17 protein-coding genes and 1 pseudogene are annotated in these 19,146 nt (G+C 69.9%); 12 read left to right on the top strand and 6 right to left on the bottom strand.

Going from position 1 to position 19,146, the window contains the following annotated elements; all coding sequences use genetic code 11:
* Positions 1-7: 7 nt before the first annotated feature.
* From ssd to ASPU41_RS02625, 7 genes are all read left to right on the top strand, one after another.
* Entirely contained in the window at positions 8-1,165 is a 1,158-nt protein-coding gene (gene ssd, locus ASPU41_RS02655; protein ID WP_083266318.1) for a septum site-determining protein Ssd, read from the top strand.
* Positions 1,162-2,403: a TadA family conjugal transfer-associated ATPase gene (locus ASPU41_RS02650; RefSeq protein ID WP_157356910.1), complete on the top strand. Its 1,242-nt coding sequence runs from the start codon at positions 1,162-1,164 to the stop codon at positions 2,401-2,403. The genes ssd and ASPU41_RS02650 overlap by 4 nt, the downstream gene beginning before the upstream one ends.
* Complete coding sequence (locus ASPU41_RS02645) at positions 2,400-3,230, top strand: type II secretion system F family protein (RefSeq protein ID WP_069952427.1); 831 nt, start codon at positions 2,400-2,402, stop codon at positions 3,228-3,230. Before ASPU41_RS02650 ends, ASPU41_RS02645 begins: the two co-directional genes overlap by 4 nt.
* Positions 3,227-3,838 (top strand): type II secretion system F family protein, encoded by a 612-nt coding sequence (locus tag ASPU41_RS02640; protein WP_069949606.1) that lies wholly within the window; start codon positions 3,227-3,229, stop codon positions 3,836-3,838. Before ASPU41_RS02645 ends, ASPU41_RS02640 begins: the two co-directional genes overlap by 4 nt.
* A gap of 133 nt (positions 3,839-3,971) precedes the next feature.
* Positions 3,972-4,295: a DUF4244 domain-containing protein gene (locus ASPU41_RS02635; protein WP_442856233.1), complete on the top strand. Its 324-nt coding sequence runs from the start codon at positions 3,972-3,974 to the stop codon at positions 4,293-4,295.
* 80 nt (positions 4,296-4,375) lie between these two features.
* Entirely contained in the window at positions 4,376-4,786 is a 411-nt protein-coding gene (locus tag ASPU41_RS02630) for a TadE family type IV pilus minor pilin (RefSeq protein WP_231941146.1), read from the top strand.
* Complete coding sequence (locus tag ASPU41_RS02625) at positions 4,783-5,232, top strand: Rv3654c family TadE-like protein (RefSeq protein ID WP_083266316.1); 450 nt, start codon at positions 4,783-4,785, stop codon at positions 5,230-5,232. Before ASPU41_RS02630 ends, ASPU41_RS02625 begins: the two co-directional genes overlap by 4 nt.
* An 89-nt stretch (positions 5,233-5,321) precedes the next feature.
* On the opposite strand, the gene ASPU41_RS02620 is transcribed toward ASPU41_RS02625, so the two are convergent.
* The gene (locus ASPU41_RS02620; protein WP_069949603.1) at positions 5,322-7,721 is read right to left on the bottom strand and encodes a DEAD/DEAH box helicase; all 2,400 of its coding nucleotides are present in this window, start codon (positions 7,719-7,721) and stop codon (positions 5,322-5,324) included.
* Between the two features lie 120 nt (positions 7,722-7,841).
* Complete coding sequence (locus ASPU41_RS02615; protein WP_069949602.1) at positions 7,842-8,534, bottom strand: GNAT family N-acetyltransferase; 693 nt, start codon at positions 8,532-8,534, stop codon at positions 7,842-7,844.
* A 191-nt stretch (positions 8,535-8,725) separates the two neighbouring features.
* Between ASPU41_RS02615 and trhO the strand changes: the two genes are divergently transcribed.
* Positions 8,726-9,619, top strand: coding sequence for an oxygen-dependent tRNA uridine(34) hydroxylase TrhO (trhO, locus tag ASPU41_RS02610; protein WP_069949601.1), 894 nt, complete (start codon positions 8,726-8,728; stop codon positions 9,617-9,619).
* An 80-nt stretch (positions 9,620-9,699) separates the two neighbouring features.
* On the opposite strand, the gene ASPU41_RS02605 is transcribed toward trhO, so the two are convergent.
* From ASPU41_RS02605 to ASPU41_RS02595, 3 genes are all read right to left on the bottom strand, one after another.
* Entirely contained in the window at positions 9,700-10,245 is a 546-nt protein-coding gene (locus ASPU41_RS02605) for a hypothetical protein (RefSeq protein ID WP_069949600.1), read from the bottom strand.
* A gap of 230 nt (positions 10,246-10,475) precedes the next feature.
* Positions 10,476-10,892, bottom strand: coding sequence for a hypothetical protein (locus ASPU41_RS02600; protein ID WP_157356909.1), 417 nt, complete (start codon positions 10,890-10,892; stop codon positions 10,476-10,478).
* A 66-nt stretch (positions 10,893-10,958) separates the two neighbouring features.
* Positions 10,959-11,462: a hypothetical protein gene (locus tag ASPU41_RS02595; RefSeq protein ID WP_157356908.1), complete on the bottom strand. Its 504-nt coding sequence runs from the start codon at positions 11,460-11,462 to the stop codon at positions 10,959-10,961.
* Positions 11,463-11,635: 173 nt separating this feature from the next.
* Between ASPU41_RS02595 and ASPU41_RS02590 the strand changes: the two genes are divergently transcribed.
* The gene (locus ASPU41_RS02590; RefSeq protein WP_069949598.1) at positions 11,636-12,403 is read left to right on the top strand and encodes a MerR family transcriptional regulator; all 768 of its coding nucleotides are present in this window, start codon (positions 11,636-11,638) and stop codon (positions 12,401-12,403) included.
* A gap of 38 nt (positions 12,404-12,441) precedes the next feature.
* Positions 12,442-14,079 carry a DUF7059 domain-containing protein gene (locus ASPU41_RS23220; RefSeq protein ID WP_069949597.1) on the top strand — a complete coding sequence of 546 codons (1,638 nt, stop codon included), beginning with the start codon at positions 12,442-12,444 and terminating at the stop codon, positions 14,077-14,079.
* A 147-nt stretch (positions 14,080-14,226) separates the two neighbouring features.
* Here ASPU41_RS23220 and ASPU41_RS21895 read toward each other — a convergent pair.
* Positions 14,227-15,300: pseudogene (locus ASPU41_RS21895) on the bottom strand (MFS transporter); the annotation flags it as partial.
* Positions 15,301-15,514: 214 nt separating this feature from the next.
* On the opposite strand from ASPU41_RS21895, the gene ASPU41_RS02580 reads away from it, so the two are divergent.
* The gene (locus ASPU41_RS02580) at positions 15,515-16,183 is read left to right on the top strand and encodes an ArsR/SmtB family transcription factor (protein ID WP_069949596.1); all 669 of its coding nucleotides are present in this window, start codon (positions 15,515-15,517) and stop codon (positions 16,181-16,183) included.
* Positions 16,184-16,364: 181 nt separating this feature from the next.
* Positions 16,365-19,091, top strand: a complete 2,727-nt coding sequence (gene topA, locus ASPU41_RS02575) for a type I DNA topoisomerase (RefSeq protein WP_069949595.1) — start codon at positions 16,365-16,367, stop codon at positions 19,089-19,091.
* The last annotated feature ends 55 nt before the right edge of the window (positions 19,092-19,146 follow it).

The following is a 19,146-nucleotide window of genomic DNA, read 5'->3' as shown; positions in this document are numbered from 1 at the left end:
TGGCCGCATGAGCAGGCACCAGCTATCGCCTTCCGGTCCCGTTCCCCGATCCGGTCTTCTGCCGGGCGCCGGGCCGGGCACCGGGCCTGGCTCCGACCCGGGCGCCGCGCCGTGGCTGCCGGACGGGTCGGCGGAGACGCTGCTGGTGACGGGATCCGAGGAGCTGCGCGGTGAGGTGGAACGGGTGGTGGCGGCGTCCGGCGGTCAGCTGCACACCGTTGGAAATGTCAGGGAGGCGGCGCCGTTCTGGGACACGGCGTCGGTGGTGCTGCTCGGCAGTGACATCCCCGAGCTGCCGCCGCGGGGACGTTCGCCTGCCATCCTGGTTGGTCTCGATGGGGACACCGAAGCTCTGTGGCACCTGGCGGCCGCCACCGGCGCCGAACGGGTCGCCGTGTTGCCCGATGCCGCGTCCTGGCTCGCCGAGTATCTCAGCCGCTCCCGGACTCCGGCGTCCGGCGGCACGGTTCTCGGGATTGTCGGGGGCTGCGGCGGGGCGGGGGCCAGTACTGCTGCGGTCTGGCTGGCCCAGGCTGCCTCCCGGGAGGGCCTGCGTGTCCTGCTGGTCGACGGCGACCCCTGGGGCGGGGGCCTGGAGCTGGCGCTCGCCGCCGAGGAAACGCCCGGTCTCCGCTGGCCGGATCTGGCCGACGCCAGCGGCACGATCGATCCCCGCCAGCTCGCTGATTCCCTGCCGCTGGCCGGCGGATTCCCGTTCCTTTCCTGGCCCGGCAACAAGGAGCGCCACGCCGGGGTGGACCACGCGGTCGTGGCCGGAGTGCTGGACGCCGCCCGGCGCGGCTTCGAGCTCGTCCTGGTGGACATTGGCCGGGGACGGGACGCCCTGCGGGCTTTCGCCTGGGACTGCGACCGGATGATCGTTGTTGTGCCGGCGCTGCTGCGCGCGGCCGTGGCAACGGCCCGGCTCCTGCAGGACCTTCCCGCGGTGGTGACCGTGCTCGTGGTGCGGGGCAAATCAGGGGCCGCGCTGGACGCCGAGCTGATTGCCGAGTCCGTCGGTTTGCCGCTGGCCGGAATGATGCCGGACGTCCGGCGTGCCGCGGCGGCCACAGAGCTCGGGCGGCTGCTGGATACCGGACGGCAGCGCAACGTGCGGCGGTTCGCCGGAAGGGTGCTGGACTTCGGTGCAGGAGCCAGCGGATGAGCGCCCATTCGGCGCCGGGGCCGCCGGACGCCGATGGGATCCCTGGCGCCCCCCGCTACCGGCCGCCGGCCCGTGCCGCCGTGGACGCGCGGCTGCTGGAGTCCGTGCGCGAATCCGTCATGTCCGGTGCCGGGCCGGTGACGCCGTCGCGCGTGGCAGCCGCCGTCCGGGCGAGCGGACGCCTGCTGGGGACGGCCGGCGCCCTGGCCGCCGTCGAGGGGATCAGCGCGGAACTGAACGGCCTCGGACCGCTGCAGGTGCTGGTCCGGGACCCGGCCGTGACGGACATCTTCGTCAACGGCCCGGGCTCCGTCTGGCTGGACCGCGGCGACGGGCTCGAGAGGGCCCCGGTGGCGTTCTCCGGTGAACCCCAGGTCCGGGCGCTGGCGGCCCGGCTGGTCGCAGCCGGAGGGCGGCGCCTGGACGATGGTTCACCGTGTGTCGATATCAGGCTCGACGGCGGCTACCGGGTCCATGCTGTCCTGCCGCCGATATCCACGGCAGGGACCCTGCTGAGCATCAGGATCCGGCGTGACCGGGTTTTCTCGATGGACGAGCTCAGGCGCAACGGAATGTTCGGGGCATGGGTGCAGGCCGTGCTGGAACGAATGGTGGAACACCGTCTGAGTTTCCTGATCAGCGGCGCCACGGGATCGGGGAAGACCACACTGCTGGCCACGCTCCTCGGCCTGTGTTCCCCGGGCGAGCGGCTGGTCCTGATTGAGGACGCAGCGGAGCTGAACCCGGTTCACCCGCACGTTGTCTCGCTGGAGGCCCGGCACGGAAATCTTGAAGGTGGCGGGGTCGTGGATTTGGGCGAGCTCGTGCGGCAATCGCTGAGGATGCGGCCGGACCGGCTGGTCGTGGGGGAATGCCGGGGCGCCGAAGTGCGTGAGCTGCTCGCTGCCATGAATACCGGCCATCGCGGAGGCGGCGGAACCATCCACGCCAACACCGCGGCCGACGTGCCGGCCAGATTGACGGCCCTGGGTGCACTGGCCGGGATGGGGCAGGACGCGGTCCGGCTGCAGGCGGCCAGCGCCCTGGACACCGTGGTCCACGTGGAAAGGACGAACGGCGGGCGGACCGTGGCCTGCATCGGTGTCCTGGAGGACAGCCCTGCGGGTCTGGTGGTCGGCTCCGCGCTGGATGTCCGCGGCGGAAACATCCGATGCGGGCCGGCCTGGCCGCCGTTGGCAGCCCGGCTCGGATTGGACCCGGGCGGAGGCGCGGCGTGAACGCCCTCCTCATCGGCGTCCTGGCGCTCGCAGTGTTCCTGGCGCTCTCGCCGCCAGCAGCCCGGCACCACCGGATCCGCGCGGCCCTGGCTGAAACACGGCAGGTCCCGGCCGCCGGCTCCCCGTCGGGTCCTGGCAGGGTGCCGGGGTGGCGGCGCCGGAACATGCCCGCAGTTTCGATGACCCTGCTCGTGCAGCAGATGGCGGCTTTGCTGAAGGGCGGCCGCGCTCCCGCGCGCTTGTGGGATGAGCTGTGGCTCCTGCATGTGGGCGATCCGTCCGGACCCCTGCCCGGGGGAAGACCGTCCGGCCGGATCCCGGCGCTGGCACCGGAATCCGAGCGGAGGCTTGCTGCAGCACGCGCCGCGGCGATGCGCGGGTCACCCGTCGCGGCAGCCATCCGTTCCGGAGGCGCGGCCGTGTCCGGCGGAACAGGGCCGGTACCGACCGGGGACACTGGCGCCGGCGAGGTTCTGCGTGAGCGTCGCGTCTGGTTTCAGCTCGCCGCGTGCTTTGACGTGGCCGAGGCCAGCGGCTGCCCGCTGGCAGAGGTGTTGACCCGCTTCGCCGCCCAGCTTGAGGCCGAGGACGACGCCGAGGCCGCCCGTCAGACCGCGCTGGCCGGACCCCGCGCGACGGTACGGCTGCTGACCTGGCTTCCGTTCCTGGGCTTCGGCCTGGGCGTGCTGCTGGGCGTGGACCCTGCCGAGGTCCTGCTGGGAACTCCCGTGGGGGTGGCGGCCCTCGCGGCAGGCCTGGTCCTGACCGCGGCAGGCCGGATCTGGTCCGCACGGCTGGTCCGGGCGGCCGCGGGACTTCACCCATGACAGCAGACGCCGCAGGTCTGGCGGTGCTTTCGATTCTGGCGGTCGCGGCCGTGACTGCGTTTTCGGACCGCGGCATGGCCAGGCGGAGGCTCCGACGCCAGCTGCAGACTGGCCCGGACGCCGGGAACTCGGGCCGCTCAAAATTCGGCCACCGGCCGGCCGGGGAAGCCGGCGGGCCCGGGCTCGGTGATGCGGCCATGATGCTGGAACTTATCGGCGCGATGCTCGAGGCGGGAGCCGGACTCGGCCGGGCCCTGGCGCTGGTGGCCGAGTTGGGAACGCCGGAGGTCCGTGGTCCGCTGCGGCCGGTCGTCGCCGCGCTCGCCATGGGCGCCGACTGGGACACCGCCTGGCGCAGCTCCGATGTCCGGTCGCCAGGACTGCTCGCCTTGCGCCATGCGCTGGGATTTGCCGCGCTCACCGGTGCCCCGTCCTCAGCCATCCTGTACGCCCAGGCGGCACGCCTGCGCCGCGAGCGCTTCCGGTCCGCGGAGAAACATGCCGCAGCCCTGGGCGTGAAGCTTGTGGTGCCGCTGGGCCTGTGTTCTCTGCCGGCGTTCATCTGCCTGGGTGTCGTTCCGGTGCTGCTGGCGATGCTGCCGGGCTGACCCCCGGGGCGGCCGAAGGCGGGTGCCGGGGAGCGTTCCTCCACAGTCCGCGTTGCGGGGCGGTTTTCCACTTGGCCGGATAAGCGCCTTACATGCCGCCTCCCGGACCGGAAGAGTCTAAGAACAGCCGGCGGTGCCGCCGGAACGAGGGAAAGGAAAACCCATGTCAGTCCATCACGTTGCTCCAGCCGGCGCCCGTAGGGCCAAGCACGCCCACCCCGCGACGGAGCGCGGTGAGATCCGCGAAATCTATCCGGGGGCAAGCGCCGCTGAACCGTTCCGGACCCGAAATCGGAAAACACTGTTTGGCTCCCAAAGTGGAATGGCGACCGCCGAGTACGCCATTGCCACGCTCGCCGCGGTGGGCTTCGCCGGCATCCTCGTGTTCATCATGCGCAGCGACGAGGTCCGGGGATTTCTGCTCGACCTCATCCGCACGGCGCTCGCCTTGCCATGAGCTGCGGATGGCCGGCTGGAGGAGCGAAACGGGCAGCGGCTTCACGGCGGGCGGCCGTGTCTAACCGGTGGTGGCCGGGAGTGCGCCCCGAAACGAGCCGCGGGGCCGTTACCGCCGAATTCGCGGTGGCGCTGCCCGCCGTCCTGCTCCTGCTCGCCCTGTTGCTGGCCGGCTCCGCGGCGGGAGTCACCCAGCTGCGGCTGGAGGAAGCCGCCCGGGCCGGCGCCCGCGCCCTGGCCCGGGGCGAGGACGCAGGCGCCGTAGACGGGATCATCCGCCGGCTCGCGGGCGACTCAGCGGCATCGGCGGTGGCGTCGGAGGGCGAATGGCTCACCGTGACGGTCTCGGCCAGGGTCCCGGGCGCCGTCGGCTCGCTTCTGCCCTGGACTCTCTCGGCCCGAGCCTGGGCCCGCGGCGAAACATCCGGACCGACAGCCGCGGCCCCGGTTGCCTGGACCTGGCGCCACCAGTTGCAGAGTCTCGCGGCATGAACCGGGCGCCGACCCGCGAGGGCACTCCAGGCGTGCACCGGGAGGACCCCCGGCACCCGGAACACCCCGGGCATCTCCAGCACCCCGAGCACCCCGAGGATCCGGAGGACCCGGAGCGGGGCGCCGGAACCGTCCTGGCGCTGGGGCTGGGACTGCTCGTGGTCCTCGCCGCGGTCCTGATCGCGCTGCTGGCCCAGTCGGCCGCGATGGCCACCCGTGCGGCGGCAGCGGCAGATCTGGCCGCCCTGGCAGCCGCGGATGCTGCCAGGGGAATCACCCCTGGAGAACCCTGCGCTGTCGCCGCGGACGTCGCCCGCCGGAACCACGCCAGGGTTCTCAGCTGCGTGGAAGGCACCGGCAGCACGGTCCAGGTCCGCACGGAGCTCGAGGTCCGCACACCCGTGGGCGGAGCCACCGGGCTGGCCCGGGCAGGGCCGCCCCCGTGAGCCGGTGGCAGCAGCAGCAGCAGCAGCGTCCGCGTCCGCGTCCGCATCCGCATCCGCATCCGCATCCGCGGCTGCGCCCACGCCTGCGGCTACACCGGCGTTGTAGCCTGCAGCGGTGTCGCGCCGCGGTCCGGCTGCCCGGCGCGCATCTGGTCCGTCGCATCCTTGAGCAGCACGTCGATGAGGGTCACGGCGGCGTCCTTGTCGAGGGGGTTGTTCTTGTTGCCGCACTTGGGCGACTGCACACAGGACGGGCAGCCGGACTCGCATTCGCAGGCCTTGATCGCGTCGCGCGTGGCGGCGAGCCAGACCCGGGCCTTGTCGTAGCCCCGTTCCGCAAAGCCTGCCCCGCCGGGGTGGCCGTCGTACACAAAGATGGTCGGCACTCCGGTGTCGGCGTGGATGGCGGTGGACACGCCGCCGATGTCCCAGCGGTCGCTGGAGGCAACCAGGGGCAGGAGCCCGATCGCCGCATGTTCCGCGGCATGCAAGGCACCCGGGAATTGGGCCTCGATCAGCCCCGCGCCGGTCAGCGAGCGGTTGTCCATGACAAACCACACCGCCTTGGTGAACAGGTCCCGGGCACCGAGCTGCAGCGGTTCCTCACCGAGGATCTCATTCGAAATGAGCGCCTTGCGCTGGAAGGAGACCACCTGTGTTGTCACTTTCACGTCCCCGAAATGCACGGCCACATCGCCCCACTGGGTGGTGCGCTGCGTTTCGAGCACCTCGATCTGGGTCACGTCCCGGGCGGTGGTGTAGTAGTCCGGGTTCGCCCGGCGCACCACCACGCAATGATCATCTTCATTCAGGTCCTCGACCACGTAGCTCTCGCCCTGGTGGACGTAGATGGCGCCCGTGTGGGCCTGGTAATGGGTCTGCGGTGAATCCATGGTCCCGAGCAGGGACCCGGTGTCGGCATCCACGATGCTGACCGGCCCGCCGCCGTCGGCCCTGAGGTTCACCATTGCCGCGGCGCTCTGCGGGTGGGTCCAGAACCACCCGGCGGGGCGCCGGCGCAGATATCCCTGGGCCACCAGCTGGTCCAGCAGTTTCTCGGACGTGGCACCGAACAGGTCCAGCTCGGCAGACCCCAGGGGCAGTTCGGCGGCGGCGGCGCACAGGTGCGGGCCGAGCACATAGGGATTGGAGGGATCGAAGACGGTGGCCTCCACCGAGACGTCGAAGATCGCCTCGGGATGGTTCACCAGGTAGGTGTCGAGCGGGTCATCGCTCGCGACGAAGGCGGCAATGGCATCCTGCCCTGCCCGTCCGGCCCGGCCGATTTGCTGGAACAGCGACGCGCGGGTCCCTGGCCAGCCGGCGACCAGAACGGCGTCGAGCCCGGAGATGTCGATCCCCAGTTCCAGGGCCGAGGTGCTTGAAACGCCCAGCAGTTCACCGGAGCGCAGCGCCTTCTCCAAGGCACGGCGCTCCTCCGGCAGATAGCCCGATCGGTAGGCCGCCACCCGCTGCGGCAGGCTGGGATCAACCTCGTCGAGGAGGCGCTTGGTGATGGAGGCAATGGTCTCGGCGCCGCGCCGGGACTTGATGAACGCAATGGTCCGCACCCGCGAGGACACCAAGTTGGCCAGCAGATCCGCGGTTTCCGCCACGGCCGTGCGCCGCTCCTTGGCGCCGTTCTCGCCGCGGACCTCGCTCAGGGCAGGCTCCCAGAACGCGACGGTCGTGGAGCCGTGCGGCGAGGAATCCTCGGATACAGCACGCACCGGGGCGCCGATGAGCCTGCCGAAGGAGGTCCCGGGCTCGGACGCGGTGGCCGAGGCGGCGATGAACACGGGCCCGGACCCGTCCGGGCTGTAGTAGGCGCAGATGCGGCGCAGCCGGCGCATCAGGTTGGCCACGTGGGATCCGAAGACGCCGCGGTAGCTGTGGGCCTCGTCAACGATCACGTAGCGCAGCCGGCGGAAGAACCGTGCCCACCACGCGTGGTTGGGGAGGATCCCGAAGTGCAGCATGTCCGGGTTGGCGAGAATGAAGTTCGCGTGGTCCCGGATCCACCGGCGGGAAGCGGGGTCGGTGTCGCCGTCGTAGGTTTCGGCCCGGACGGTGGGGAGCTTCAGCGACCGAATGGCAGCCAGCTGGTCGGCAGCGAGGGCCTTGGTGGGCGACAGATAAAGGGTGACGGCGCCGTCATCGTGGATCTTGCCGGGATCGGCAAGGACCCGCAGTTCGGAGCGGTGGATCGCGTCCAGCGCCGGCAGCTGGTAGGCCAGCGATTTTCCGGAGGCGGTGCCCGTGGCGATCACGACGTGCTCGCCGGCGTGGGCGAGGTCGGCGGCCTGGATCTGGTGGCGGTAGGGCTCGTGAATGCCGAGCGAACCGTAGGCGTTCACCAGATCGGGGTGGGCCCACCCGGGCCAGGGTGCGTGCACGGCCTGGCGGGCGGCGATGGTTCGCACATGACGGAGCTGTTCCGGGTCCGGGCCGCGGCCCAGCAAAGGAATCAGGGAATCATGTGGGTTCACTCGTACATTCTTTCACCCGGCCTCAAATCGTCCGGGGGAGCGGAACCCGCCAGCCGAGGCCGGCCGGCCAGGATCGGGGGCGCAGGACCGGGAGGCGCAGGTCCCGCCTGCCCGGGGGCCTCAGCCCACGGACAGGTCCGATCCCTCGTCCGAGGTGGAGAGCATCAGCACATGGCAGACCGCCGACCAGCCGAGATGCGAGTACAACTTCTGCCCGTCGAGCGACGCGAGCAGAAGGCCGTTTTCGACGTCGTGCTCGAAAGCCTCGGCGGCGAGGGCCCTCATGATGAAGCTGCCCAGGCCCCGGCGCTGGTATGCGGGCTCGGTGACGATCTTGTCGAAGACCGCGGTGTGGTCCGCCACAAACACGCGCCCGCTCGCCGCCACCTCGTCCCCGGCGTAGACCACGGCATGGTGGACCCCGTCCGATCGGGACTGCACCCACCGGAGATCATCATCCGGAAGCCAGGGGTCCTCCGAGTCCTGGGTCTCCATGTCCACGATCATCATGGTCTGCGAGGCTGACGTGACATTGAGCCCGTGCTGCTGGGCGAGGAAGGAGTACCGGGCAACGTCATTGGTGAGGATCGTGAGGATCCGGGCGGGGACCTCAGCAGTGGTAGCGGCCAGCGCCGCGAACTCCGCATCGGAGGGGTCATGGGCGAAATATTCCCACTCGCGGGTTGTGTCAGCCCTGAAAGCCGCAGGGAACCGGCCCTCCCGGCGTGTCTCATATCCCCGGCAGCCGGCCCAGCCGGTGACCCAGATTTCCAGCAGATGCGTGGTGTCTGCAACCATGGCCTCAAGACTCATGTGATGAGCGTATTCCAGCCCCGCCACAAGCAACAGGGGCCGGGTCAGGGAACAGGCCGTGCTTACGCAATTGTGACCGGATCGCCCCGGCGGATGCATCCCGCCTCGTCGGGGCCGCGGCACCCGCGCGCACAGCGCCGACGGCCACCCCGGCGGCACCGGGCTTTCAGTCGACCCAGTACCCTTAAAACGTGGCTTTGAACAGAATTGTGCTCTTTTACGGCTTTACCCCTCTTGCGGACCCGGACGCCATCCGGCTCTGGCAGCGCGCACTCTGCGAGAAGCTGGGCCTGACCGGCCGCATTATCATCTCGAAGGACGGCATCAATGCGACCGTCGGCGGCGAGCTGATCGCCGTCAAGCAGTACGTGAAGACCACCCGCGAATACAAGGGCTTCCACGGCATCGACGTGAAGTGGTCCGACGGCGGGGCTGCCGACTTCCCCAGGCTGAGCGTCAAAGTCCGCGACGAGATCGTCTCCTTCGGTGCCCCGGGAGAGCTCAAGGTCGACGCCAACGGCGTCGTCGGCGGCGGCACGCACCTCCAGCCAGAGGAACTCCACCGGCTTGTGGAAGCGCGGAAGGCATCCGGTGAGGAGGTCGTCTTCTTCGACGGACGCAACGGCTTCGAGGCCCAGATCGGCAAATTCAAGGACGCGGTCGTGCCCGACGTCGCCACCACCCACGACTTCATCAAGGAACTCGAGTCCGGCAAGTACGACGCGCTCAAGGACAAACCCGTCGTGACCTACTGCACCGGCGGAATCCGCTGCGAAGTGCTCTCCAGCCTCATGGTGAACCGCGGTTTCAAGGAGGTCTACCAGCTCGACGGCGGGATCGTCCGCTACGGCGAAACCTTCAAGGACCGTGGCCTCTGGGAGGGCTCCCTCTACGTGTTCGACAAGCGCATGCACCTTGAATTCAGCGGGGACGCGAAAACCATCGGCGAATGTGTGCGCTGCTCGGCGCCCACCAGCAAGTTTGAGAACTGCTCCAACGAGTCCTGCCGGACGCTCACGCTCTACTGCTCGGACTGCGCCGCCCGCCCGGAGACGCTCCGCTGCCCGGACGGCTGCGCGGCCTGAAACCCTGCGCCCTGAATCCCTGAATCCCTGAAGCCTGCGCCCTGAAGCCCCGCCATTCGGGTTCGCCGACCGACGGGGCCTTAGATCCGGCTCACCCGGTAGGCGAAGTTGGCGCCGGCGTTCGCTTCCACTTGGATGGTGAGCACTGCGCCGGCGGGCAGATACACCACGTTCACCCGTGAGCTTCCGCAACGCAGGTTCAGGTCCACCAGCTCCGTGTTCCTGTGGCTGATGGTGAATGAGACCCGCCGCGGGCTCCGGCAGGCGATGGTTAAGGCGTAGCTGCCCTCGGGCAGTTTCGCGGTTGTCTCTTCCCGTTCCTCATCCGATCCCAGGGTGCCGTAGTTGCTGTGGAACACCTGGCTCTCGGTGGCGGGGAGCACCAGCTCCACCCACGCATCCAGCTCCGCCCCGGAGACGGGCCGCCGCGTCGCAGGATCCCGCGGCAGGGCAGCGTCGGTGAACGCCGGGGAGGACGCGGACGCCGTGCCGCTGGCAAAACCGTCATCATACTCGTAGGCGCAGCCAGCCAGCGCCATAACCATCGCCAGCGTCAGGAAGAGCCGCACGGCAGTTGCGGTTGCTGTGCGAGTCCGGGGCACGCTCGGCACCGGAACAGTGGGCATGTCCTGACTTTAACCCCGACCTTGCCCGGGCGCCAGAGCCTGGCGGCGCGCAAACGAAGCGTCGCGCCGCCAGCTACTGCCCCGGCTCGTCGAAGCTGATCCGGACGCCTGCGACAGCACCGGTTCCGGGCCCTGGGACGACGCCGCCATACCGGATGAGATGAGCCGAAACAGTCCCGGGCACCAGGTCCACCAGCGCTTCCGCCGCGCTGCCGCAGTCGATGCTGCGCTCAAGAAGCGTGCCGCCCTGGCGGGCGCTGGATGACCGACAGGTGCGCATCCGGCGCCCCAACGCAGGCCGCCGTGACCTTGTACTGGCCGGCCCGTGTGACCACGCCCGAGAACCTGAATCCTCCGCTGCTGGTGTCGCCGATTCCGCCCGATCCGCCGAACAGCTGCCCGCCCGCTGAGTCGTCGAGGACGGCCCCGAGCTCCAGCAGATTGCGGGTTTCGGCGGCGACAAGGTCCGGGTCCCGGGTGGGCAACGGCGCCCTGGCCGGGTACGACCGGGCGGGAGGGCCGGACGCAGCCGGTGAGGATCCGACGTCGTCGGCGTATTCGCACCCGGCCAGTGCCGCGGCAGCGGCGGCCACTGCCAGTAGCAGTGCAGTTCGGGCCGTCCGGTGCGTTCCCCCAGTAGCAGACATGCACCGAGCCTAGCGGCGGGGCATTGGGCACAAGTCCGGCGTCCCGGCCGTGTCGGAGTGCGGGTGCTACTCCGCGGGCACCAACTGGTACCCGTAAATGAGCGGGGCATCTACGCTTGAGGCGCTGATCTGGAGCGTTCCGGCGGCGGGGACCCTGATCCGCGCCGTCTCGCGGCTGCCGTTGCAGGCCGCGCCGGCCTCGGTCAGCCGGGTGCCGTCGAGGGAGACCTCGAAGAAGGCCTTGCCGCCGCCGTCGCAGCTGACGGTCAGGACATAGGAGCCCGCGCCGATCCCGGTGGCGGTCTTGGCGATCGGATCCCGGTTGAGGATTTTTCCCGCGTCCTCGAGCACTATCCCGTCGGCCGAGGGAAGCGCCGTGGCCTTCCACGCCGGCACATCGGCCGACTCGATGGAACCGGCCGGTGAGCAAGCTGCCGCTGCCAGGACGACGGCGGCGCCCGCCGCAACGCCGAGCCCGGCGCGGCCGAACAATCGGGACGCGCGGCCGAACGACCGGCCGGCGTGCCCAATAGACCGGGGACGGCGGGGGCCGGGGAGAAGGAAGAGCATGCCTCCAACTTACCGCCGTTGCCGGTGTCCGGTTGATTCCCCGGCCGCCCTGAACGCCCCGCGGACCTGCCGGGGGCCCCTCCGGCGGACCATCCTTGACCTTGACGTAGCGTCAAGCCCTAGCATCGGATCACCGGCCCGAGGCCGGCGCCGGAGCGGAAAGGGGCAGCCAGGTGAAATGGTCAGTGCAACAGATCGCCAGAATCGCCGGGACCACAAGCCGGACGCTGCGCCACTACGACGAGATCGGACTGCTCAAGCCCAGCCGGACGGGCGAGAACGGCTACCGGTTCTACAGCCAGGCCTCGCTCGTCCGGCTGCAGCGCATCCTGCTCCTGCGGGACCTCGGGCTGGGACTCGCGGCCATCGCCGAGGTCCTCGACCACCAGCCCGATGCCGCCCAGGCGCTGGCCCGCCACCTGGACTGGCTGCGGCAGGAACAGGACCGGCTCGCGCGGCAGATCGCCTCGGTCCGGCGGACGATTGAAGCACTGGAAGAAGGAGGGCCGATCATGGCGGAGAAGATTTTCGACGGCTTTGACCACACGCAGTACAAGGACGAGGTCGAGGAGCGCTGGGGCAAGGATGCGTACGCGACGAGCGACTCCTGGTGGCGCGGGATGGGCGCCGGGGAGAAGGCCGCCTGGAAGGAGCGCTCCCGGCAGCTGGGCAGCGACTGGATCGCCGCAGCGGAGTCGGGGGCCGCGGCCGACAGCGCCGAGGCGCAGGAGCTGGCCCGGCGGCAGGTTGAATGGCTCACCGGAATTCCCGGCACACCCGCGTCGGGGCCCGCCGGCGGGCCCGGCGGCCTGAAGGGATACCTCACCGGGCTCGGCGAGATGTACGTGGCCGATGCGCGCTTTGCCGCGAACTACGGCGGCGAGGCCGGGGCGGCCTTCGTCCGTGACGCCCTGGGGATCTACGCCGCGAAGCACCTCTAGCGGCCCCCCGCCGCCGGGGCCGGGACTAAACTTGTCCGGTGACTTCCTCAACGCACTTCACGGCCGGCAATACCCCCGATGCCCCGCGCAGCGACCTGCCCGGCCTGCTCGACTCCCTGGCGGCGGACCTGCGCGGCATCGGCTACACCGTGGACGGCGTGGCCGGGCTGCTCGGTGCAGCCGCGCACAGCGCCCTGAGCCGTGACCAGCTCGTCCCCGCGCTGATCGTTACCGAGGCAGCCCGCCTCGGGGAGCCGACGACGGCGGCGCTCGCCGCCGTCGTCCGCTTCTGGCTGCTGCCCGAACCGCAGCCCGCCGCAACCCTCGACGCCGCCCTGCCCGGCATTCGCACCGCCGGCCTGCTGGAACTGGGCCTCGTGGAGCCGTCCGCGGAGGGCCTGATCCAGGCGAAAGTGGATCTTCGGCCCTACGGCTGGGACGGAACCCCCGGGGATGACGCTGTCAGCAGCGGCGGCGCGGAGCTCTGGGTCGCCAGCGACCTCGCCGCCCATCAGCGCCCCGGTGTGCTGCGCCACGACCACGTGCTCGGGATCGGGCAGGCATCCACCACCCTGGTGCAGGTCACCGCCCGCCGCCACGTGGCCCGCGCGCTGGACCTCGGCACCGGCTGCGGCATCCAGAGCTTCCACCTGCTGCACCACGCCGAGCATGTGACCGCCACGGATATCTCCGCCCGTGCCCTGGCGTTCACCCGCTTCAACCTGCTGCTCAATGCCGGCCAGCTGCATCTGGACCCCTCCGACCTGGAGGCCCGGGTGAGCCTGCGCCAGGGCTCCCTGCTCGACCCGGTGGCAGGTGAGGAGTTTGACCTGGTGGTCTCCAACCCGCCGTTCGTGATCACGCCGCGCAGCCCGGGGGAGGCCGCCGCGGACCAGTTCACCTACCGCGACGGCGGCCTGCCGGGCGATGAGATCGTCGCCGCGCTGGTCCGGGCCCTTCCCTCGGTCCTCGCCCCAGCCGGAACAGCCCAGCTGCTGGGCAACTGGGAGATCCCGGCCGGCGGAGGCTGGGACGAACGCCCGCAAAGCTGGGCGGGCCCGGACGCGGACGTCTGGTTCATCCAGCGCGAGCAGGTCAGCCCGGAACAGTACGCCGAAACCTGGCTGCAGGACGCCTCCGAGGCCCGGGACCGGCGGCTTTACCAGGACTCGTACGCCGCCTATCTGGACGACTTCGCCTCCCGCAGCGTCGAGGCGATCGGCTTCGGGATGATCTGGCTGCGGAGGCCCGCCGAAGGGGCCACCCCGGTGGTGCGGCGCTTCGAGGAGATCACCTACCCGATCGAGCAGCCCGTCGGCCCGCACCTGGGCGCCGCCGTGGAACGCGCCGACTGGCTGGCCGCCCACGACCTGGCGGCCGCGCACCTGCTGGTGGCCGAGGATGTCACCGAGGAACGGCACCAGCGCCCCGGAGCCGAACACCCCGGCGTTATCCTGTTGCGCCAGGGCGCCGGCCTCCGCCGCACCAACCTGCTGAGCACCGAGCTGGCCGGCTTCGTCTCAGCGTGCGACGGCGACCTGTCCGTCGGGCAGATCATCGGCGCCCTCGAGGCGCTGCTGGGCGGGGGCCAGGACTGGGACGCCGAGGCCTTCCGCGGCGGGGTGCTCACCGAGGTGGGCAACCTGGTCCGCGACGGGTTCCTGCTGCCCGCCTGACGCGGCCGCCGCGGGCGAGACGGCCGCGGGCGAGACGGCCGGTGCGCCCCACACCGGCGGGGCAGACGCCGCCGGAACCGCTGGGCCTGCCGCGCCCTCGCTGCCGAAACGGGGCAGGACATACGCGGCGACGGCCACGGCGGCCAGAACCCCGCCCAGTCCGGCGAGCAGGAAGCTCATCCGGATCGGCAACAGGGCGCCGAGCAGTCCGCCCAGCGCGAGCGCCCCGATGGAGACGGCCCGGGTCATTCCGCCGATGATCGCCATCGCCTGGCCGCGGCCGCTTTCCGGAATCCGCACGATCGCAATGGCCCCGAAACACGCGTTCAGCACACCGCAGGCGGCCCCCATCGCGGTGTAGGCCACGAACAAAAGTTCCATACTCGGCACGAAAGCCATGATCCCCAGGAAGGCCGAGGTCAGGGCCATCGAGGCCAGCAGCATCCGCAGCCGGGTTGGAGCGGTCCTGATCCGGCCCGCCAGCGCCGCCCCCGAGGCCATGCCAAGACCAAACGACGCGGCCAGCAGACCGTACTGCGTTTCGGTGGCGCCGAGCTCGTCGCGGGCCAGGAACACTTCCAGGACATTGGTCGCCTCGCCGACGGTGATGAAAAACAGCGCACCCAGGACCAGCGCCCAGACCAGGCCGTCCCGCCGGATCAGGCGCAGTCCGTCCAGCAGCGCAGGACTTTCCTTGCCGGCCCGTTCGGCGGCCGTGCCGCGGCGGGTCCGGATCAGCAGAGCGCCCCCGGCCATCGCCAGGTAGCACCCGCTGGCGACGGCAAACACGAGGCCGGATCCGCCCCAGCCGCTGAGCAGGCCGCCGGCTGCCGGGCCCACCATGCCGGCGATCATGATGGTGGCCTGCATGGTGCCCAGCGCCCGCGGTGTCCGTTCCTCGCCCACGATTCTGGGGAGCAGGGCCTGCCAGGTCGGCCCGGCCACGGCCTGGGCGGAATCCAGGAGGAAGGTCATGGCAAACAGCACCGGAAGGTAGTTGTCCAGAAACTGCATCCCCAGGCCCATGCCGGCGACTGCCGCGGCACTGACCAGGGACGACGCCGTCGTCAGCGTCCGTGAATCCCGGGTGTCCGCCAGTCGACCGGCCCACGGGGCCAGCAGGACCAGCGGGAGCGCCGAGCAGACCAGATAGGCCGCCACGAGCCAGGGCCCGGCAACCGCCGTCTGGCCGGCGGAGGCCAGGTTCTGCAGGTGCAGCATGACGCTGATGATGACGGCACCCATGCCGGCGGTGGCGATGAAGCGGGCGCTGCCGGCCAGGGCGAAGTCCCGGTTGCGCCAGAGGGGCTGCACGGGCCCGGAGACACCTGGCTGGTTATGAAAGACCCGTTTCATAATCAGCAAGGTACTCTGTGGCGGAATGCAGTGTCAAGCATTCCTTTCATAGTTTGGCGCTGCTCGGTAGACTGGAGGGGTGAATACAGAAACCCCAGCGGAGGAGCAGCCGGCACCTCCGGCCAGCAAACGCCGGCAGCGCCCGGAAAAGAAAGTGGAAATCACTGACCCGAAGGCGATCCGGGCACTGGCCCACGCCGCCCGGCTGGAAGTCATTTCGGAACTGTATTCCAGCCAGGTCAGCCGGACCGCCACCGAACTCGCGGCGCAGACCGGCCTGACGCCAAGCGCCATGAGCTACCACCTGCGTGCCCTGCAGAAATGGGGCATTGTGGTGCCGGCCCCCACCGCCGGGGACGCCAGGGAACGCCGCTGGAAAGCCGCGGGCACCGACTTCACCATCAACTCCGGCGGGGGAGTGGCAAGTCCCGAATTCGCCGTGCTGGATCTCGAACTGGACGCCTACCGCCGGCGCGTCAACGCCTACGCCAGGACCCGCGACGAGCGTCGCCAGCGCGGCGAGGCCGTCGACGGCCCCTCCTCCGTGGTGCTGGCCAGCAATCTGCTGTACCTGACGCCGGACCAGCGTGCGGAGTTGAACAACCGGCTCTTCGAGCTGCTGCGGGACTACGAACTGGAGGACCCGGACCACGTCCCCGAAGGCGCGGAGCGGATGGCGACCATGTGGTCGATGATCCCGGATGACCGCGGAAAGGCTCCGGCGAACCCCGCCGGCGGCGCCGCCTGACAGCTTCCCGGGCCGTCCCCGCTGCGCCGGGAGGAGGCCCGGGGCGCGGGGGTACATTACGTCCGGAAGTCGTGTCCGGGAGCCCGTCGTTTCAGGCTGAATGCGCGGTAATCCGCAAAATATGGTGAACTAGGCGGGTATGGGCGCATCTGCCCGAGCAACCTTTTTCTGTAGGAGCACCGTGCCAAGTAAGGCCAAAACCGGTAAGAAACTCGTGATTGTCGAGTCTCCGGCCAAGAGCAAGACCATCGCCAAGTACCTCGGCGAGGGCTTCATTGTGGAGGCCTCCGTTGGTCACATCCGGGACCTTCCCCAGCCCTCGGAACTGCCGGCGGAACTGAAGAAGACCTCGGTGGGCAAGTTCGCCGTCGACATCGACAACGACTTCAAGCCGTACTACGTGGTGTCCCCGGACAAGAAGAAAAAGGTCGCCGAACTCAAGGCCCAGCTCAAAGACGCCGACGCTCTTTATCTCGCAACCGATGGGGACCGCGAGGGCGAGGCCATCGCGTGGCACCTGCTGGAAGTGCTCAAGCCCAAGGTGCCGGTCTACCGGATGACCTTCGGTGAAATCACCAAGGAAGCCATCCACCGAGCCATGGACAACCTGCGCGACGTGGACCAGGACCTGGTGGACGCGCAGGAAACCCGCCGTGTGCTGGACCGCATCTACGGGTATGAAATCTCCCCGGTGCTGTGGCGCAAGGTCGCCCGCGGCCTCTCCGCCGGCCGCGTGCAGTCCGTGGTGACCCGTATGGTGGTGGACCGCGAGCGTGAGCGGATGGCCTTCAAGTCGGCCTCCTACTGGGACCTGACCGGCCAGTTCGGCGCCGGATCCGGTTCCTTCAAGGCCAAACTGGCCATGGTCGACGGCGCAAAGGTCGCCAGCGGCCGGGACTTCAACGACAGCGGTGAGCTCACCTCCCGCAACGCCGTGCACCTGAACGAGGAACTCGCCACCTCCCTCGCCGCCGGACTGCAGGACGCCGATTTCCGCGTCCGCTCCGTCGACACCAAGCCCTACACGCGCCGCCCGGCCGCACCGTTCACCACCTCGACGCTGCAGCAGGAAGCGGGCCGCAAGCTGCGCTTCTCCTCCAAGAGCACCATGCAGGTGGCCCAGCGGCTGTACGAAAACGGCTACATCACCTATATGCGTACGGACTCCTCCGCGCTGAGCAACGAGGCCGTCACGGCCGCCCGGCGCCAGGCTTCCGAGCTGTACGGCCCGGAATACGTCCCCGGTTCCCCGCGTGTCTACAGCGGCAAGGCAGCCAACGCGCAGGAGGCCCACGAGGCCATCCGTCCCGCCGGCGACTCCTTCCGCACCCCGGCCCAGGTCGCCAAGCAGCTCTCCGGCGACGAGTTCCGCCTCTACGAGCTGATCTGGAAGCGCACCGTCGCCTCGCAGATGGCCGATGCCAAGGGCTCCACCGCCACGATCCGCCTTGGCGCGGTCGCAGCCGACGGCCGCGACGCCGAGTTCTCGGCCTCCGGCACCGTCATCACCTTCCCCGGCTTCCTCGCCGCCTACGAGGAAGGCAAGGATGAAAGCCGCGGCGACGACGAGTCCGAGGAAGCCCGCCGGCTGCCCAACGTGGCCAAGGACGACGCGCTCACCGCCTCGGAGATCGCCGCCGTCGGACACGACACCTCCCCGCCGCCGCGCTTCACCGAAGCGTCGCTGACCGCCGAGCTGGAAAAGAAGGGCATCGGCCGCCCCTCCACCTACGCCTCCACCATCTCCACCATCCAGGACCGCGGCTACGTCCGGAAGCAGGGCTCGGCGCTGGTCCCGAGCTGGATCGCGTTCTCCGTGATCCGGCTGCTGGAGCAGCACTTCCACGACTACGTGGACTACGAGTTCACCGCCGACATGGAAGCGGACCTCGACAAGATCGCCAACGGCCAGGCTGAGGGACCCGCCTGGCTCAAGCACTTCTACTACGGCGAGGATTCCGAGCCCGGCCTGTTGAGCATCGTCAACAACCTCGGCGAGATCGACGCCCGCGAAATCAACTCCATTCCGATCACCGAAGGCATCACGCTGCGCGTCGGGAAGTTCGGCCCGTACCTGGAAAGCTCCGTCCCGACGGTCGATCCGAAGACCGGCGAAGTGGTGGAGGCCGCCCGCGCCAACGTCCCCGAGGACCTGGCCCCGGATGAGCTGACCGCGGCCAAGGCTGTAGAGCTGATGGAAACCGCTGCGCCCGAAGAGCGGGTGCTCGGGGAGGACCCGCACACCGGGCACACCGTCGTGGCCAAGAACGGCCGCTACGGCGCCTATGTCACCGAGATCATTCCGGAAATGACCGAGGAACAGCTCGCCAACCAGCCGGTGGAGTACTACAAGAACGGCAAGCCCAAGCCGCCGAAGAAGCCCGTGAAGGCCAAGCCCCGCACCGGGTCGCTGTTCGCCTCCATGAGCGTGGACACCATAACCCTGGACGAGGCCCTGCAGCTCATGAGCCTGCCCCGGGTGCTCGGCCAGGACGCCGAGGGCAACCCGATCACGGTGCAGAACGGCCGCTTCGGACCGTACCTGAAAAAGGGCACGGACTCCCGGTCCATCGGCTCCGAAGAGGAAATCTTCACGATCACGCTGGAGCAGGCGCTGGAGATCTACTCCCAGCCGAAGCAGCGCGGCGCCCGCGCCGCCGTCCCGCCGCTGGCGGAGTTCGGCCCGGACCCGGTCTCGGAGAAAAACATTGTGGTGAAGGAAGGCCGCTTCGGCCCGTACATCACCGACGGCGTCACCAACATCACCGTGCCGCGCTCCACCGCGCTGGAGGAGCTCACCCGGGAGCAGGCCGTGGAACTCCTCGCGGAAAAGCGCGCCAGGGGCCCGGTCAAGCGCACGACCACGGCCCGGAAGGCCCCGGCCCGCAAGGCCGCCGCCAAGAAGTAGCTCAGCCACACCGGGGTCGCCGGAAGCGTGCGGGTTCGCTGGAAGTTTTCCGGGG

This window comes from Arthrobacter sp. U41, assembly GCF_001750145.1.
Classification (GTDB): domain Bacteria; phylum Actinomycetota; class Actinomycetes; order Actinomycetales; family Micrococcaceae; genus Arthrobacter.
The sequence above is the reverse complement of the archived record's forward strand: the minus strand, read 5'-3'. Positions and strand labels throughout refer to the sequence as shown.

What these genes read in the sequence shown, in the direction of transcription:
- ASPU41_RS02595 (WP_157356908.1), bottom strand. Translation starts at nt 11,462, where the DNA reads ATGCTCTTCCTTCTCCCCGGCCCCCGCCGTCCCCGGTCTATTGGGCAC.
- ASPU41_RS02615 (WP_069949602.1), bottom strand. Translation starts at nt 8,534, where the DNA reads ATGAGTCTTGAGGCCATGGTTGCAGACACCACGCATCTGCTGGAAATC.
- ASPU41_RS02640 (WP_069949606.1), top strand. Translation starts at nt 3,227, where the DNA reads ATGACAGCAGACGCCGCAGGTCTGGCGGTGCTTTCGATTCTGGCGGTC.
- ASPU41_RS02650 (WP_157356910.1), top strand. Translation starts at nt 1,162, where the DNA reads ATGAGCGCCCATTCGGCGCCGGGGCCGCCGGACGCCGATGGGATCCCT.
- ASPU41_RS02600 (WP_157356909.1), bottom strand. Translation starts at nt 10,892, where the DNA reads ATGTCTGCTACTGGGGGAACGCACCGGACGGCCCGAACTGCACTGCTA.
- ASPU41_RS02625 (WP_083266316.1), top strand. Translation starts at nt 4,783, where the DNA reads ATGAACCGGGCGCCGACCCGCGAGGGCACTCCAGGCGTGCACCGGGAG.
- ASPU41_RS02605 (WP_069949600.1), bottom strand. Translation starts at nt 10,245, where the DNA reads ATGCCCACTGTTCCGGTGCCGAGCGTGCCCCGGACTCGCACAGCAACC.
- ssd (WP_083266318.1), top strand. Translation starts at nt 8, where the DNA reads ATGAGCAGGCACCAGCTATCGCCTTCCGGTCCCGTTCCCCGATCCGGT.